Origin of the sequence: Nocardioides sp. Leaf285 (assembly GCF_001422955.1) — a bacterium.
GTDB lineage: Bacteria > Actinomycetota > Actinomycetes > Propionibacteriales > Nocardioidaceae > Nocardioides > Nocardioides kribbensis.
In genome coordinates this window covers 692,251-706,240 of record NZ_LMNH01000004.1, presented here as the reverse complement: position 1 = coordinate 706,240, position 13,990 = coordinate 692,251, and the positions used below count along the sequence as shown (strand labels likewise).

Sequence of the window (13,990 nt, the reverse complement as noted above, 5' to 3'; positions counted from 1 at the left end):
CGGACCGGACGCGTCGCGCTGGGGACGTGCCCCGTCAGGGCACCGGTCGAGCTGGGGTCAGGAGTCGCCGAGGCGGCGCAGGCCGCGCCCGGCGTCGAGGCGACGCTGCACCTCGCGCGCCAGCTGCTCGCGGTCGATCGCGACGGCCTGCACCGGGATCGTCGTCGTGCCGCCACCGCGCAGGTGCAGCACCAGGCACGGGATGCCGCGCGGGGAGGAGGTGGCCGCCGACTCGACGTCGCGCCAGGCGGCGTCGCGCACGCCGGCGCCCCGCACCAGCCGCACGTGGTAGCCCTCGGCGTCGGCGCGCAGCACGTAGGCCCGTGAGCGCAGCCACCAGCCGAGGGTGATGACGCCGACGACGCCGAGCACCAGCGGCACGAGAAGCAGGTCGCCGGACCACCCCGCCACCGCGACCAGCGCGGTGCCGCCGAACATCACCAGCGCGAGGGCCACCAGGCCGGCGCCCACGAAGCGGGCGGCCAGGGCGGGGTGCATGCGGTAGTCGTGCGGGGTCGGCAGCGGCTCGGGCATGCCTCGATTGTCCACCCGCCCGCTCCTCGTAGACTGCGCGGGTCGCACCACCCGCGCTGCGGGCGGGCGCGGCGAGGAGGGGTGCCGGAGCGGCCGATCGGAACCGCCTTGAAAGCGGTCGTAGGGAGACCTACCGCGGGTTCGAATCCCGCCCCCTCTGCCACGTGCCGTGCCTGGTCGCCTGGGTGCCCCGCGGGTAAGGCGCCGACGGGTCGGGCCCGGTCGGTCGGGCCCGGTCGGTGAGGCCCGTCGGTGGGGCCGGTCAGGCGCGGGTGAGGGCCACGAGCAGGTCGCCCTCCTGGACGACGTCGCCGGGGCTGACGCGCACCTCGGTCACGACGCCGGGGACCTCGGCGATGACCGGGATCTCCATCTTCATCGACTCCAGCAGCACCACGGTGTCACCGGTCTCGACGCGCTCGCCGGGCGCGACCGCGATGGTGAGCACGTTGGCCACCATCTCCGCGAGGATCTCCGTCACCTGTTCACGAGCCACGTCTCGAACCTAGCCGTTACCGGCGCGTACTACTGCAGCGCCGAGGCCCGAGGTGGCTCCGGGCGCACCGCGGCCTCGGCCTCGGCGCGGCGGGCCCGCGAGCCGCGCGGGCCGGTGAGGGCGAGGTCGACGCGGATGACGACGAAGCCGATCACCAGGCCCACCACGAGGCCGTAGCCCACCGAGAGGCCCGCCTCGAGCAGCGAGGTGGCGGGGTTCATCAGCGCGGTGGTCACCGGGGCCGTGGCCGCCACCCCGAAGGCGCAGATCCACCAGCCCTGGCGGCGCCGGGCGCGCATGTGGCAGCCCCACGCGAGGGCGGGCACGCCCAGGACGGTCTCGATCGGACGGGGGAAGGCACCGAGGGTCTCCCGGGTCCACCGGACGCCGTCGAGCACGCTGTCCACGGCGTCGCCGGGGCCGTAGCGGCGCAGCAGCTCGGCGTAGGCCAGGGTCAGCGCGAGCAGGAGCCCGCCGCCGAGCACGCCGACCAGACCGCGGCGGCCCAGGCCGTGGAGCCCGGCGCCGAGGCGGTGGACGAGGGCGAAGGCGGCGAGCAGGGAGAGCCCGAAGACGGTGTACTCGAAGCGCACCTGCGCGATGACCGGCTCGAAGCCCAGCATGGCCAGCGCCCCGCCCGCGGCCACCAGCACCGCCAGGGCGCACTCGCGGGCGGCCTGCACGAAGCGCTGCGCCGGCACGGTGACCATCACGCCGAGCACGGAGGCGACCGCGCACGTCATCACCGCGGCGCCCGTGCGCAGCCAGTCCTCGTCGAGCACCAGGACGCCCACGCCGAGCAGCAGCGCGAGCGCGCCGAAGAGCAGCGGCCGTCCGCCGGCGCGGGCCACCAGCGCCCAGGTGTAGGCGCTGGTGACGGCCACCGACCCGATGCCCGAGAGCAGCCGCTCGTCGGCGGGCACGACGTCGAGCAGCGCCACCACGAGGGCCGCCACCCCGCCGAGCACCACGACCCACCAGGCGGCCAGCGGGGCCACGCGGCGCCATCCGGCGCGGGTCGGCGTACCCGGGGAGGCGTCGGGCCGGGCATCGGAGGGGGTGTCGGAGGACGCGGTGCTCGAGGGCGCGGGGGTCGCGGGGTCGGGGGCGGGCACGAGCGGAGAGGCTACAGACGCCGGTTGGCCAGGGAGTGGTTGGTACGACGCGCCTGCGCAAGCACCGCGGCGCTGATCTCGGCGCCGACGACCTCGGAGCCGTCGCCGGCCTCGGCGAGCACGTCGCCGAGCGGGTCGACGAGCATCGAGTGTCCGGAGTAGCGCGGGGCCGGCTGGGCGGCGGCTGCGACGTAGACGGTGTTCTCGATCGCGCGGGCCCGCACGAGGGTGCGCCAGTGGTCGACCTTGCGCTCCCCCGCGACCCAGGCCGCGGGCACCACGAGCAGCTCGGCGCCGGCGTCGACCAGCGCGCGGGCGTGCTCGGGGAAGCGCAGGTCGTAGCAGGTCATCAGACCGACCCGCAGGCCGGCGAGGTCGACCACCCGGGGGGTCGTGGGGCCGGCCGTCAGCACGTCGGACTCGCGGTAGCCGAAGGAGTCGTAGAGGTGGATCTTGCGGTACTCCGCGCTCACCGCCCCGCGCACCACCAGCGTGTTCCACGGGCGCTCGGGGTCGGGGCCGGTCTCGAACATCCCCGCGACCACCGTGGTGCCGGCGGCGGCCGCGACGCGGGCCACCTCGGAGGCGAAGGGCCCGTCGACCGGCTCGGCGTGCTCGCCCAGCGGCGAGCCTGCGGTGCCGAAGTCGCGGGCGAAGGCCTCCGGCAGCACGACCAGGTCGTGGCCGGTCGGCACCAGCGCGGCCAGGCGCTCGCGGTTGCCCGCGGGCTCGAGACCCGAGGCCTCCTGCACGAGGGCGACCCGTGCCGTGGTCCACGTCGTGTCGGCGGTCATGGCTCCAGCCTGCCAGCCGGCCGCGACCGGTGCGAGACTCCAGGCATGCCCGGCTCCTCCCCCACCGGTCCCCTGCTCGACCCCGACACCGGTGGCTTCTGCGCCGTCGTGCTCGCCGGCGGCACCGCCGTGCGCCTCGACGGCGTCGACAAGGCCGGCGTCGAGCTGCACGGGCGCTCACTGCTCACCCACGCCCTCGACGCGCTCGTCGACGCCGCCGAGGTCGTGGTGGTCGGCGACCCGGTGCCGACGGAGCGGCCGGTCACCTTCTGCCGCGAGTCGCCGCGCCACGGCGGCCCGGTCGCGGCGCTGCTCACCGGGCGCGACGCCCTGGTGCGGGAGCCCCGCACGCTCGGCGTACTGGCCGTCGACATGCCCCGCGTCACCGCGCACACATTCCGCCGCCTCCACGACGCGCTCCTCGGGGAGGACGGTCCCGCCGAGGACCTCGACGGGGCGCGCCTGGTCGCCCCCGACGGACGCCACCAGCTCGCCCTCGTGCTCCGCACCGACCGGCTCGACGCCGTGCGCCCCGACCACGAGGGGCAGCACGGCATGGCCATGAGGCACCTGCTGCGCGACCTGCGGCTCGCCGAGGTCGCCGCCCTGGGCGAGGAGCACCGCGACGTCGACACCTGGGCCGACCTGCGCGACCTCGCCGAGCCGCCGGGCTGAGGCGGCTGACCCCAGGGGGCGGTCGCGAGTCGGCCGTCAGGTGGGCGGCGGCCGTCGGGGGCCGCCGGCGGGGGCCGTGGTCGGGGCTGCGCAAGCGGCGCAATTGCGCGGGACCGGCGGGACCGCCAGGCCCGGTTTGCGTGGCTGGAGCACGGTCGCCGGCGCCTCGACTGCGGAAACGGCGCAATCGCGCGGGACCCGGCGCGCCGCTGGGCCAGGTGTGCGCGGCTGGAGCATCGGTGCGGACGGCTCCGCTGCGGAACTGGCGCAATCGCGCTGGGGACCGCGACGCCGGCGGGGCTGCGCAAACGGCGCGATGGCGCGAGAAGGATCGAGCCGCCGAGCCAGGTTTGCGTGGCTGGTGCACCGGTCCGGGCGTCTCGGCTGCGCAAGCGGCGCAATTGCGCGGACAAGACCGGGCAGCTGAGCCAGGTTTGCACCGTTGGCGCACCGGTGCGAACGTCTCAGCTGCGCAAGCAGCGCAATGGCGCGGGAAGGACCGCGCCGCGAGTGGGGGTCAGCGGGAGACCGGGGCCGGCACCGGAGCGGCCGGCACCTGAGAGGCTGGGGCCATGACCTCCCCCGCGGACGACCAGACCCCCGCCCCCGCCGAACCGACGCTGGCCGACTGGATCGACGAGGCCACGGCGGCGCTCGGGCTCGAGGGTCACGAGGTCGACGAGGCGCTCGTGCTCGACCTGGCCCGCGTGGCCGCGCACGGGGTGCTGCGGCCGGCCGCGCCGGTAACCACCTACCTCGTCGGGCTCGCCGCCGGTCTGCGCGGCGGCGACCCCGCGGTGGTCGAGGAGCTGTCGGCCCGCGCCGAGCGGCTCGCCGAGGAGTGGGCCGCGCGCCACAGCGCCGGCTGAGGGCTGCCGCCTCCGGACTGAGGCCTCTAATCACCGGGCTCCGGTCTCGGGGCTCCGGGCTGCGGGCTCCGGGCTGCGGGCTCCGGCCGCGGCGTACGACGGCGGCGCGCCGGTCGGCACCGGGCCTGGACCTAGGGGTGGTCCGGGCGTGGTCGCGGCGGCCTAGGGTCGCAGGCATGCGTGCTGTCGTCGCCCAGGGGACCGGTGGTCCCGAGGTCCTGTCCGTCACCGAGCTGCCCGACCCCGAGCCGGGGCCCGGCGAGGTCGTGCTCGACGTCGCGGCCGCGGGGCTCAACCGCGCCGACCTGCTGCAGCGCCAGGGCCACTACCCGCCCCCGCCCGGCGCCTCCGACGTGATCGGCATGGAGTGCTCCGGCACGGTCTCCGCCGTCGGCGAGGGCGTGACGCGCTGGGTCGTGGGCGACGAGGTCTGCGCGCTGCTCGCCGGTGGCGGCTACGCGACGAAGGTCGCCGTGCCCGAGGGCCAGGTCATGCCCGTGCCGGCCGGGCTCGACCTGGTCACGGCCGCGGCCGTGCCCGAGGTGGCGGCCACGGTGTGGTCCAACGTCTTCATGATCGCCGGTCTCGAGGCCGGGCAGACCTTCCTGGTGCACGGCGGCGCCGGCGGCATCGGCACCTTCGCGATCCAGCTGGCCCACGCCCGCGGCGCCCGCGTCATGACCACCGGTGGCACCGCCGAGAAGCTCGCCTTCTGCCGCGACCTCGGCGCCGACGTGACCATCGATTACCACGACCAGGACTTCGTCGAGGTGGTCAAGGAGGCCACCGACGGCGCCGGGGTCAACGTCATCCTCGACAACATGGGCGCGAAGTACCTCATGCGCAACGTCGACGCGCTGGCCCTCGAGGGCGTGCTCGTGGTCATCGGCATGCAGGGCGGTGCCAAGGCCGAGCTCGACCTCGGCACCCTGCTGCGCAAGCGCGGCAGCGTGGTCGCCACCTCCCTGCGGGCGCGCTCGGTGGAGAACAAGTCGGCCATCTGCCACTCCCTCGTCGAGCACGTGTGGCCGCTGCTGGCCGACGGGTCGGTCACGCCGGTCGTGCACGGCACCATGCCGCTCGACGAGGTCGTCGCCGCCCACGAGCTGATGACCTCGGGGTCGCACACCGGAAAGATCCTGCTCACGACGTGACCGGCCCCGCCCGCAGCGGCTGCGACTCCCGGTCACTGCCGCTGCTGCCGGGCGCCCCCGACCGACCTCCCGACCGGTCTCCCGACCGATCTCTCGACGTACCTAAGGTGAACCCATGACCGAGCAGCAGAGCGAGAGCCCCGAGCAGGAGCAGCAGATCGTCATCGTCGGCCCCGACGGCCAGCCGATGGGCAGCGTGCCCGCCTCGGCCCTGGCCGTGGCCGCGCAGGCCGCGAGCGGCGACGAGGACGGCGACGGCGACGGCGAGCGCGCCGTGACCGACCTGGTCGAGCAGCCGGCGAAGGTGATGCGGATCGGCAGCATGATCCGTCAGCTGCTCGAGGAGGTGAAGGCCGCGCCGCTCGACGAGGCCAGCCGCAACCGGCTCAAGGACATCCACCAGGCCTCCATCGCCGAGCTCGAGCAGGGCCTCGCCCCCGAGCTGGTCGAGGAGCTGCAGCGCCTCAGCCTGCCCTTCACCGAGGACTCCACCCCGTCGGAGGGCGAGCTGCGCATCGCCCAGGCCCAGCTGGTCGGCTGGCTCGAGGGTCTCTTCCACGGGATCCAGACCGCGATCTACGCCCAGCAGATGCAGGCGAGGGCGCAGTTCGAGCAGATGCGGCGCGGCCTGCCCGCGGGCCAGGGCCACCCGGGCCCCGGTCAGCCGGGTCAGCCCGGCCAGCCGGGGCAGCCGGGTCCGGGGCAGCCGGGCGCCGAGTCGCCCGGTGGCTCGGGGGGCATGTACCTCTGAGCGCCTGACCCGCGCTCAGCGCGGTGCGGAGGGCGCGGCCCCGTCCGCGGGCGCGGCGGCCGCGAGGGTCGCGAGAGCGGGGAGCATCACGGGACGGCGCATCGCGCAGCAGGCGTTCGCCCGTCCGCTGGCGACGTGAGGGGGCCGGCGGGAGGTGGTGCTGCGGCACGGCGGCTCCTCGGATCGTCGCAGGGCGGGACGTGGTGGCGGCGCGACCGCGGCCCCCGAGGTGGGCCGGGGTCGGCCTGTGCCCGCCGCTGTAGACGGTCCGAGGGCGGCGGCGGTCGGAGCTGTCCTCCGGCGCCGGGGAGTACGGGGTAGTCGGACGGTCGTCCGACGCTGGAGACCCCTCCGGGCAGTCCGTCCGGGTTGATCGAACGTTCGTTCAACCCGGGAGACGTTGCCGGCGCTGGGGACGGTCTGAGGAGGGCCGCGGTCGGAGGGTTCTTCCGGTGCCGGGCCGTGCGGAGTGGTCGGACGGTCGACCGACGCTGGAGACCTCCGGGCAGACTGTCCGGGTTGATCGAACGTTCGTTCAACCCAGGAGACGTTGCCGGCGTCGTGGAGCGCCGCGCAGCCGCTGCCACCCCCAGGGGGTGCCGGTCGAGAGCGCCTCAGGGGGAGCCGGGCGGGGTGCGGGCCCCGGCCCCGGGTCCGGTGCCGGGTCCAGAGCCGGAGCCGGGCCCAGATCCGGGGCCGAGGCCGGGGTCGGGGTCGGGGTCGGGGTCAGAGCCGGGCCCAGACTCGGGGCCGGGGCCGGGGCCGGGGTCAGAGCCCGGAGCCGGAGCCGGGCTGGCGTCCGGTCGCGGGAGGCGTCGGCAGGCCGGCCAGGCGGCGTACGACGGTGAGCCCGTCGGGAGTGCCGGGCCAGTGGCGGTCGAGGGCGTCGGGCCCGGCGCGACGCACCACGGAGCGCAGGGCGAGGGCGACGACCACGACGTCGTCGGCCCAGCCGACGACGGGGATGAGGTCGGGCACCAGGTCGAGCGGCATCAGCAGGTAGGCCAGCAGCAGCACGAGCCGCAGCCGCACGCCACGGGGGAGGTCGGGGTCGGCGGCCAGCGCGCGCAGCAGCCGCACGACGTCGGGCAGCAGCCGCAGCGCCTCGCGCAGGCTGCCCGTGCGCTGGTCGCGGCGGGCCAGCAGCCACAGCGCCAGGACCAGCCCGGCCCACAGCAGCAGGAGACCACCGCCGACGGCGACCAGGGTCGACCAGGGCTGGCTCACCGCGCGGCCTCGCGGTCGCACCCGGGCGCGGGTCCGACGGCGGTGGCGAGCCCGGCTGTGGGTTCGAGCACGGGTCCAGCCGCCGGCCGACAGTGCAGCACTGACGGTGGGCGGGGCACCGACGGTGGGCGGGACACCGCGGGTGGGCGGGGCACCGACGGTGGACGGGACACCGCGGGTGGACGGGTCAGCGTCGCGGGGCGGGTCACCGACGGTGGGCGGAGCACCGACGGTGGGCGGGTCAGCGCCGGTTGAGGCGGCGGACGACGACGAGGCCGAGCAGCCCGACGATGACCAGGGCCGCGCCGGGGGCGGCGGCGCGGGTGAGCGTGGTCGGCTCGGCCGGGTCGAGGGCCTCGAAGGAGGCCTGCTCGGGCTCCGGCGAGACCGGCGGGCGGGGCTCGGCGATGACGATGGCGTCGACCTGCTCGACGTAGGAGGCCGTGGCCGGGGCGGTGCCGCTGTCGCCCGCGGCGAACCAGGAGTCGCCGTCGGCGGCGACGACGAAGACGTACTCCTCGCCGTCGACCAGCTCGCCGAGGTCGCAGCCCTGCTCGGTGCCGCGCAGGCTGCGCACCTGCACCTCGGGGGTGGTGACGCTGCTGCGGCCCTTGTAGACCAGGTCGACCTGCACCTCGTGCAGGATCTCCGCGCCGTCGCCGCCCTCAGCCTGCGAGCTCGTCGAGGAGGTCACGACACCGGTGAAGACGGCGTCGGCGGTGCGGATCTGCTCGGCGAGGTCGGCGTCGGCGCAGGTGTTGGGCGTGCGGGAGGGCGACGGCGAGGCCGACGCGGAGCCGGCACCGCCGGAGGCTCCCTGACCCACCAGCACCGCGAGGACGACCAGCGCCACCACGAGCAGACCCGTGGCCCACCGCAGCAGGGGCGTGGCGGCCGGGGCCGGCGGCGTCGCCGACGCGGCGGGTGTCTGTCCGAGGGCGGGCACGCGCCCATGAGACCAGATCACAGCCCGAACACACCAGCCAGCACGGTGGCCACACCGTCCTCGTCGTGACCCGGCGCGACGTGGTCGGCGGCGGCCGTGACGGTGGGGTGCGCGTCGGCCATGGCGTAGGCCGTGCCCGCCCAGCCGAGCATCGGCAGGTCGTTGGGCATGTCGCCGAAGGCCACGACGTCGACGGCCTCGACCCCCAGGTCGGCGCAGAGCATCGCCAGCGTCGAGGCCTTGGTCACCTCGGCCGCACTCACCTCGAGCAGGGCGCTCGACGACGACCAGGTGATGGTGAGCCGGCCGCCGGTGGCGGCCTCGGCACGGTCCCAGAAGTCCTGGGCGTCGAGCTCCTCGTGGCGCGCCAGCAGCTTGAGCGCCGGGCGGTCCATGAGCTCCTCGAGAGGGGCGCGCCGACTGGCATCGGGGATCGGGTGGCGCTCCATGAACCCCGGCTCGAGGGCGATGCCGTCGAGGTCCTCCACCGCGAACGCCGTGCCCGGCACGGCCGCGCGCAGGTCGCGGCAGAAGGCCAGGGCGTCCTCGGCGGAGATGGCGCGCTCGAGGCGGGCCCGGTCGGCGGCGACGTCCCACAGCAGGGCGCCGTTGGAGACCACGGCCAGACCGTGGTCGCCGACGTGGTCGAAGACGTCGCGCGCCCACCGCAGCGGGCGGCCGGTCACGAAGACGACAGGCACGCCGAGGCGCTCGACGCCCAGCAGCACCTCGCGGGTGTAGTCGGACACGCTGCCGTCGGAGCGGACCAGGGTGCCGTCGAGGTCGGTGGCGACCAGACGGGGCAGGCTCACGGTGTCTCCTCCGCCGGCGTCGCGCCGGCCGTCGGGCCGGTCGCGGGGCCGGTCGCGGGGTCGGTCGCCGCCTGCTCCTGCTCCAGCCGCTCCTGCTCGAGCCGCTCGAGCCGGTCCTGCTCGCGCTCCGCGGCGCGCCGCGCGCCGGTGCCCGCGAGCGGCGAGGCCGTGCCCGGCAGGGGCCTCGCCATCATCAGCCGGCCCTCCTCGTCGGAGCCCCGCAGCTCGGTGAAGCCGCACTTCGCGAGGACGCGCACGCTCGCCCGGTTGTCGGGGCGTACGCCGGCCCGCAGCCGCACCCCCACGTGGTCGGTGTGGGCGAGCAGCCCCTGCAGCGCCTCGGTGGCGAAGCCCCAGCCCCACGCCTCCTGCACCAGGCCGTAGCCGACCTCGGTCTCGGGGGTGGCGTCGGCCGCGGGCTCGGGCGGACCGAAGAAGCCGATCGAGCCGAGCACGGTGCGACCGCGCACGATGCTGCGCGGCCCCCAGGCGTCGTCGTCGACCCACAGGGTCGCGGCGTCGGCGTCGTCGGGGCGCGGGAAGTCGGGGTGGAACTCGGGACGTCGGCGGCGCGCCCGCACGTCGGCCGCGACCTCGGGGGACCACAGCACGAGCGCCAGCCGCTCGGTGGAGACCACGCGCGGCGGCCCGGCCACGAGGGCCGCCTGCCCGCTCACGCGGGGAACCAGCGGCGGATCTCGACGGCGGCACCGTCGTCGTCGACGCTGGCGGTGGTGGCGTCGGCGACCGCGTGCACCTCCGGCACGGCCTGGCCCATGGCCACCCCGCGCCGGGCCCAGGCGAGCATCTCGAGGTCGTTGCGCCCGTCGCCGATGGCCAGCGCGTCGTCGGCGGTCACGCCGAGCTCGGCGGCCACGTGGTCGAGGCCGGAGGCCTTGGAGACCCCGGCGGCGGCGAGGTCGAGCCAGGCCGTCCACCCCACGACGTAGTCGGTGCCCTGGAGGCCCAGACGGGCCGCGAGGGCCACGAAGTCGTCGGCGGTGGCGGCGGGGTCGCGGATGATGACGCGGCTGACGGGCTCGGCCACGATGTCCTCGACGTCGGCCAGGATCATCTCCCCGGTGAGCTCGCCCTCGGGGAAGGGCTTGTTGAGCCGGTAGCCCACGCCGCGCTCCTCGACCGCCACGATGGCGTCAGGGTGCTCGGCGAGCACGGCGGCGACCGCGGCGCGGGCGTCGAAGGTCTCCTCCAGCACGACGTCGAGCGGCGGGTAGCGGAAGACGACCGCGCCGTTGGAGGCCACGACCCAGACCGGCTCGTCCTCGCTGCCCAGGCCCAGCTGGTCGGCCACGTCGGTCATGCTGTGGGGGCTGCGCCCGCTGGAGAGCACGATGTGGGCGCCCCCGTCACGGGCGGCCCGGACAGCCTCGCGCACCGCCTCCGACATCTCCTCGTGGGCCGCCCCTCCGCCGTCGACCCAGCGCAGCAGCGTGCCGTCGATGTCGAGGGCCACCAGCCGCGGGCGCCAGCCCGGGCCGGGGGCGGGACGCCCGTCGGCGCCGTCGGAGCCGCCGGGCTCGGTGACCAGCTCAGCCACGCGCAGGCTCCAGCGGCTCGAGGACCTCGCGGCCCATCCACTTCTGCAGCGCCTTCGGCACCCGCACCGACCCGTCGGCCTGCTGGTGGGTCTCGAGGATCGCCACGATGGTGCGCGTCATCGCGCACAGCGTGCCGTTGAGGGTCGCGACCGGGCCGACCTCGGTGCCGCTGCCGCCGCCGCTGCCGCCCGACCCCTCGCCGGCCGCAGCGCCGGCGGCGTACCGGGCGCGCGTGTCGAGGCGGCGGGTCTGGAACTCGGTGCAGTTGGAGGTCGAGGTGAGCTCGCGGTACTTGCCCTGGGTGGGGATCCACGCCTCGCAGTCGAACTTGCGGATCGCCGAGAGACCGAGGTCGCCGGCGGCGACGTCGATGACCTGGTAGGCCAGCTCGAGCTTGTCGAGGAACATCTTCTCCCACTCCAGCAGCCGCTGGTGCTCGGCGACGGCCTCCTCGGGCGTGGTGTAGACGAACATCTCGACCTTGTCGAACCAGTGCACCCGGATGATGCCCTTGGTGTCCTTGCCGTGCGAGCCGGCCTCCTTGCGGAAGCAGGGGCTGAAGGCGGCGTAGCGCAGCGGCAGCGAGGCACCGTCGAGGATCTCGTCGGAGTGGTAGGCCGCCATGGGCACCTCCGAGGTGCCCACGAGGTACATGTCCTGGCCCTCGATGCGGTAGACGTCGTCGGCGGCCTGGCCGAGGAAGCCGGTGCCGTCCATGGCGCGGGGCTTGACCATCGAGGGCGCTATGACCTGGGTGAAGCCGACCTCGCGGGCCTGCTCCATGGCCAGGTTGACCAGGGCCAGCTCGAGCTCGGCGCCGACGCCGGTGAGGAAGTAGAACCGCGAGCCCGACACCTTGGCGCCGCGGTCGAGGTCGATCGCACCGAGCAGGCGGCCCAGCTCCACGTGGTCGCGCGGCTCGAAGCCCTCGGCGGCGAAGTCGCGGGGCGTGCCGACGGTCTCGAGCACGACGAAGTCGTCCTCACCCCCGGCCGGGGTCTGCTCGTCGGCGAGGTTGGGGATGCTGAGCAGCGCGGCGCGCCAGGCCTCCTCGGCCTCGCCCTGCGCGGCCTCGGCCGCCTTGACCTCGGCGGCCAGGGTCTTGGTCTGCGCCAGCAGCGCCTGCTTCTCCTCGCCCTGGGCCTGCGGGATCTGCTTGCCCAGCTGCTTCTGCTGCGCGCGCCTGGCCTCGAACTCCCCGATCGCGGCCCGGCGCGCCGCGTCGGCGGCCAGGGCGGTGTCGACCACCGCGTCGGACAGGCCGCGCTTGGCCTGGGCGGCGCGCACGCGGTCGGGGTCGTCTCGCAGGATCCGGGGGTCGATCATGGTGAGAGGCTATCGGGGCGGGCGGCGCCGCCTCACGCGAGTTCCACAGGCCCCCCGGGGCGTCGGCATACTGTCCGGGTGCTCGACCGCCCCCGCCTCGTCCTCCTGAGCTGGGCCGGCGCGTGCTTCGTGGCCTTCGCCCTGCTCACGCTCGCCGTCACCCAGGCCTGGGGCCCGCTCAGCGGCCTCGACGAGCGCGGTGACCCGATCGAGGCCTGGGCCGTGGACCTCGGCTGGCTGCGCACGCCGCTGCACCTGGTGGAGGCGGCCTTCGGCACGGTCGGCATGACCGTGCTCACGGCGGTCGTGGCGGTGCTCATGTTCACCCGCGGGCACCGCCGCGCCGCGCTCTACGCCGTGCTCGTCATGGCGATCACCTCCGCGGCCACCACCGGGCTCAAGCTCACCGTGGGCCGGGAGCGCCCGCCGTGGCAGAACCCCGACGCCGTGCTCTCCTCCAACGCCTTCCCGTCGGGCCACGCCTCCTCCATCGCCGCCTGGGGCGCGGTGGTCGTCGTGCTCGTCGTCATGCTCGTACGCCGCGCCGGGGTGCGGCGGCTGGCCTTCGGCGCCGTCGCCGTCCTCGTGGTCGTCGTCTGCGCCGACCGGGTCCTGCTGGGGCGCCACTACACCACCGACGTCACCGCGGGTGTGCTCCTCGGCGTCGGCGTCGCGCTGCTCGTGCTGGCCCTCTACTCCCCGCTGCCGCGCAGCCACGCGGTCAAGTCCGACCCGCTGCCCGACCCCTACCCCTCGGCCCGGCGCCTGCACGTCGTCCTGAACCCCATCAAGGTGGAGAGCGTCGAGGCCTTCCAGGCCACCGTCTCCGCGATGGCCGCCGAGGCCGGCTGGTCGGAGCCGCGCTGGCACCTCACCACCGTCGAGGACCCCGGCACCGGCATGGCCGAGGCCGCCGCGGTCGCCGGCGCCGACCTGGTCATCGTGTGCGGCGGCGACGGCACCGTGCGCGAGGTCTGCGCCGAGCTCGCCGGCACCGGCATCCCGATCGGGATCATCCCGGCCGGCACCGGCAACCTGCTGGCCCGCAACCTCGCCGTGCCGCTCTACATCCGCGCCGCCATCGACGTCGCCCTCACCGGCCAGGACCGCGCGATCGACATGGTCGCCGTCAGCGGCGACGGCATCGAGGACAGCCACTTCATGGTGATGGCCGGCATGGGCTTCGACGCCGCGATCATGGAGGGCGTCAACGAGGACATCAAGAAGCGCGTGGGCTGGCTGGCCTACGTGCTCTCAGGGCTGAAGTCGATCATGTTCCCCGCGGTGAAGGTGGAGATCTCCGTCGACGGCGGCGAGCCCACCACCCACCGCGCCCGCACCGTGGTCGTCGGCAACGTCGGCTTCCTCCAGGCCGGCATGCCGCTGCTGCCCGACGCCGCCATCGACGACGGCACCCTCGACGTCGTCATCCTCCACCCGCGCAACTTCCTCTCCTGGATCCCACTGGCCTGGCGGGTGCTGCTCAAGCGCAAGCACACCGACGAGCTGGTCAACCGGATGACCGGTCACTCCGTCGTGGTCCGCGCCGCCACCGAGACCCCCCGCCAGCTCGACGGCGACTCGATCGGCCCCGGCTGCGAGCTGCGCATGGAGTGCGTGCACGGCCGCGTGCTGGTGCGCGTGCCGCGCTGACACGACGTACGTCGCCGCCGTGCGGCTGCGGCGCAGACCCGGGCCGTGGCTGCGGGCCGGTGCGGGCGGTCGGGTCTTG

The 13,990-nt window shown here is 75.4% G+C and carries 15 protein-coding genes and 1 tRNA gene; 6 read left to right on the top strand and 10 right to left on the bottom strand.

The window, feature by feature from the left end; translation table 11 throughout:
* Positions 1-57 precede the first annotated feature (57 nt).
* Positions 58-534, bottom strand: coding sequence for a hypothetical protein (locus tag ASF47_RS17465; RefSeq protein ID WP_056865200.1), 477 nt, complete (start codon positions 532-534; stop codon positions 58-60).
* Positions 535-609: 75 nt separating this feature from the next.
* Between ASF47_RS17465 and ASF47_RS17460 the strand changes: the two genes are divergently transcribed.
* Positions 610-697: transfer RNA gene (locus ASF47_RS17460), tRNA-Ser, on the top strand.
* A gap of 99 nt (positions 698-796) precedes the next feature.
* Here ASF47_RS17460 and ASF47_RS17455 read toward each other — a convergent pair.
* Genes ASF47_RS17455 through ASF47_RS17445 form a run of 3 tightly spaced genes read right to left on the bottom strand, consistent with a single transcriptional unit; the run spans position 797 to position 2,939 of the window.
* Positions 797-1,030, bottom strand: coding sequence for a biotin/lipoyl-binding carrier protein (locus ASF47_RS17455; protein ID WP_156697971.1), 234 nt, complete (start codon positions 1,028-1,030; stop codon positions 797-799).
* 29 nt (positions 1,031-1,059) lie between these two features.
* Positions 1,060-2,145, bottom strand: a complete 1,086-nt coding sequence (locus tag ASF47_RS17450) for a hypothetical protein (RefSeq protein WP_156697970.1) — start codon at positions 2,143-2,145, stop codon at positions 1,060-1,062.
* An 11-nt stretch (positions 2,146-2,156) separates the two neighbouring features.
* Complete coding sequence (locus tag ASF47_RS17445) at positions 2,157-2,939, bottom strand: carbon-nitrogen hydrolase family protein (RefSeq protein ID WP_056865198.1); 783 nt, start codon at positions 2,937-2,939, stop codon at positions 2,157-2,159.
* Between the two features lie 45 nt (positions 2,940-2,984).
* Here ASF47_RS17445 and mobA point away from each other — a divergent pair, with 45 nt between their 5' ends.
* The 4 genes from mobA (at position 2,985) to ASF47_RS17425 (ending at position 6,388) form a co-directional block, all read left to right on the top strand.
* Positions 2,985-3,614 (top strand): molybdenum cofactor guanylyltransferase, encoded by a 630-nt coding sequence (gene mobA / locus ASF47_RS17440; protein WP_056865197.1) that lies wholly within the window; start codon positions 2,985-2,987, stop codon positions 3,612-3,614.
* Positions 3,615-4,186: 572 nt separating this feature from the next.
* Positions 4,187-4,483 carry a DUF6457 domain-containing protein gene (locus tag ASF47_RS17435; protein ID WP_056865196.1) on the top strand — a complete coding sequence of 99 codons (297 nt, stop codon included), beginning with the start codon at positions 4,187-4,189 and terminating at the stop codon, positions 4,481-4,483.
* A 176-nt stretch (positions 4,484-4,659) separates the two neighbouring features.
* Positions 4,660-5,637: an NAD(P)H-quinone oxidoreductase gene (locus ASF47_RS17430; RefSeq protein ID WP_056865195.1), complete on the top strand. Its 978-nt coding sequence runs from the start codon at positions 4,660-4,662 to the stop codon at positions 5,635-5,637.
* 115 nt (positions 5,638-5,752) lie between these two features.
* Positions 5,753-6,388, top strand: coding sequence for a bacterial proteasome activator family protein (locus ASF47_RS17425; protein ID WP_056865194.1), 636 nt, complete (start codon positions 5,753-5,755; stop codon positions 6,386-6,388).
* 768 nt (positions 6,389-7,156) lie between these two features.
* On the opposite strand, the gene ASF47_RS17420 is transcribed toward ASF47_RS17425, so the two are convergent.
* The 6 genes from ASF47_RS17420 to serS all read right to left on the bottom strand — a co-directional run bounded on the left by ASF47_RS17420 (position 7,157) and on the right by serS (position 12,258).
* Complete coding sequence (locus ASF47_RS17420) at positions 7,157-7,615, bottom strand: YkvA family protein (RefSeq protein WP_056865193.1); 459 nt, start codon at positions 7,613-7,615, stop codon at positions 7,157-7,159.
* A gap of 241 nt (positions 7,616-7,856) precedes the next feature.
* Positions 7,857-8,561 (bottom strand): hypothetical protein, encoded by a 705-nt coding sequence (locus ASF47_RS17415; protein WP_056865192.1) that lies wholly within the window; start codon positions 8,559-8,561, stop codon positions 7,857-7,859.
* 17 nt (positions 8,562-8,578) lie between these two features.
* Positions 8,579-9,373 (bottom strand): HAD-IIB family hydrolase, encoded by a 795-nt coding sequence (locus tag ASF47_RS17410; protein ID WP_056865191.1) that lies wholly within the window; start codon positions 9,371-9,373, stop codon positions 8,579-8,581.
* Positions 9,370-10,050: a GNAT family N-acetyltransferase gene (locus ASF47_RS17405; RefSeq protein ID WP_235558796.1), complete on the bottom strand. Its 681-nt coding sequence runs from the start codon at positions 10,048-10,050 to the stop codon at positions 9,370-9,372. Before ASF47_RS17405 ends, ASF47_RS17410 begins: the two co-directional genes overlap by 4 nt.
* A complete protein-coding gene (locus ASF47_RS17400; protein WP_268778323.1) occupies positions 10,047-10,931 on the bottom strand; it encodes an HAD family hydrolase in 885 nt (294 codons plus the stop codon). The genes ASF47_RS17405 and ASF47_RS17400 overlap by 4 nt, the downstream gene beginning before the upstream one ends.
* The gene (gene serS / locus ASF47_RS17395; protein WP_056865190.1) at positions 10,924-12,258 is read right to left on the bottom strand and encodes a serine--tRNA ligase; all 1,335 of its coding nucleotides are present in this window, start codon (positions 12,256-12,258) and stop codon (positions 10,924-10,926) included. Before serS ends, ASF47_RS17400 begins: the two co-directional genes overlap by 8 nt.
* A gap of 78 nt (positions 12,259-12,336) precedes the next feature.
* On the opposite strand from serS, the gene ASF47_RS17390 reads away from it, so the two are divergent.
* Entirely contained in the window at positions 12,337-13,911 is a 1,575-nt protein-coding gene (locus tag ASF47_RS17390; protein WP_056865189.1) for a diacylglycerol kinase family protein, read from the top strand.
* The last annotated feature ends 79 nt before the right edge of the window (positions 13,912-13,990 follow it).

Bases quoted from the DNA above. Each gene is read 5' to 3' on its own strand.
- ASF47_RS17465 (WP_056865200.1), bottom strand. From the start codon at position 534: ATGCCCGAGCCGCTGCCGACCCCGCACGACTACCGCATGCACCCCGCC.
- ASF47_RS17445 (WP_056865198.1), bottom strand. From the start codon at position 2,939: ATGACCGCCGACACGACGTGGACCACGGCACGGGTCGCCCTCGTGCAG.
- mobA (WP_056865197.1), top strand. From the start codon at position 2,985: ATGCCCGGCTCCTCCCCCACCGGTCCCCTGCTCGACCCCGACACCGGT.
- ASF47_RS17435 (WP_056865196.1), top strand. From the start codon at position 4,187: ATGACCTCCCCCGCGGACGACCAGACCCCCGCCCCCGCCGAACCGACG.
- ASF47_RS17430 (WP_056865195.1), top strand. From the start codon at position 4,660: ATGCGTGCTGTCGTCGCCCAGGGGACCGGTGGTCCCGAGGTCCTGTCC.
- ASF47_RS17425 (WP_056865194.1), top strand. From the start codon at position 5,753: ATGACCGAGCAGCAGAGCGAGAGCCCCGAGCAGGAGCAGCAGATCGTC.
- serS (WP_056865190.1), bottom strand. From the start codon at position 12,258: ATGATCGACCCCCGGATCCTGCGAGACGACCCCGACCGCGTGCGCGCC.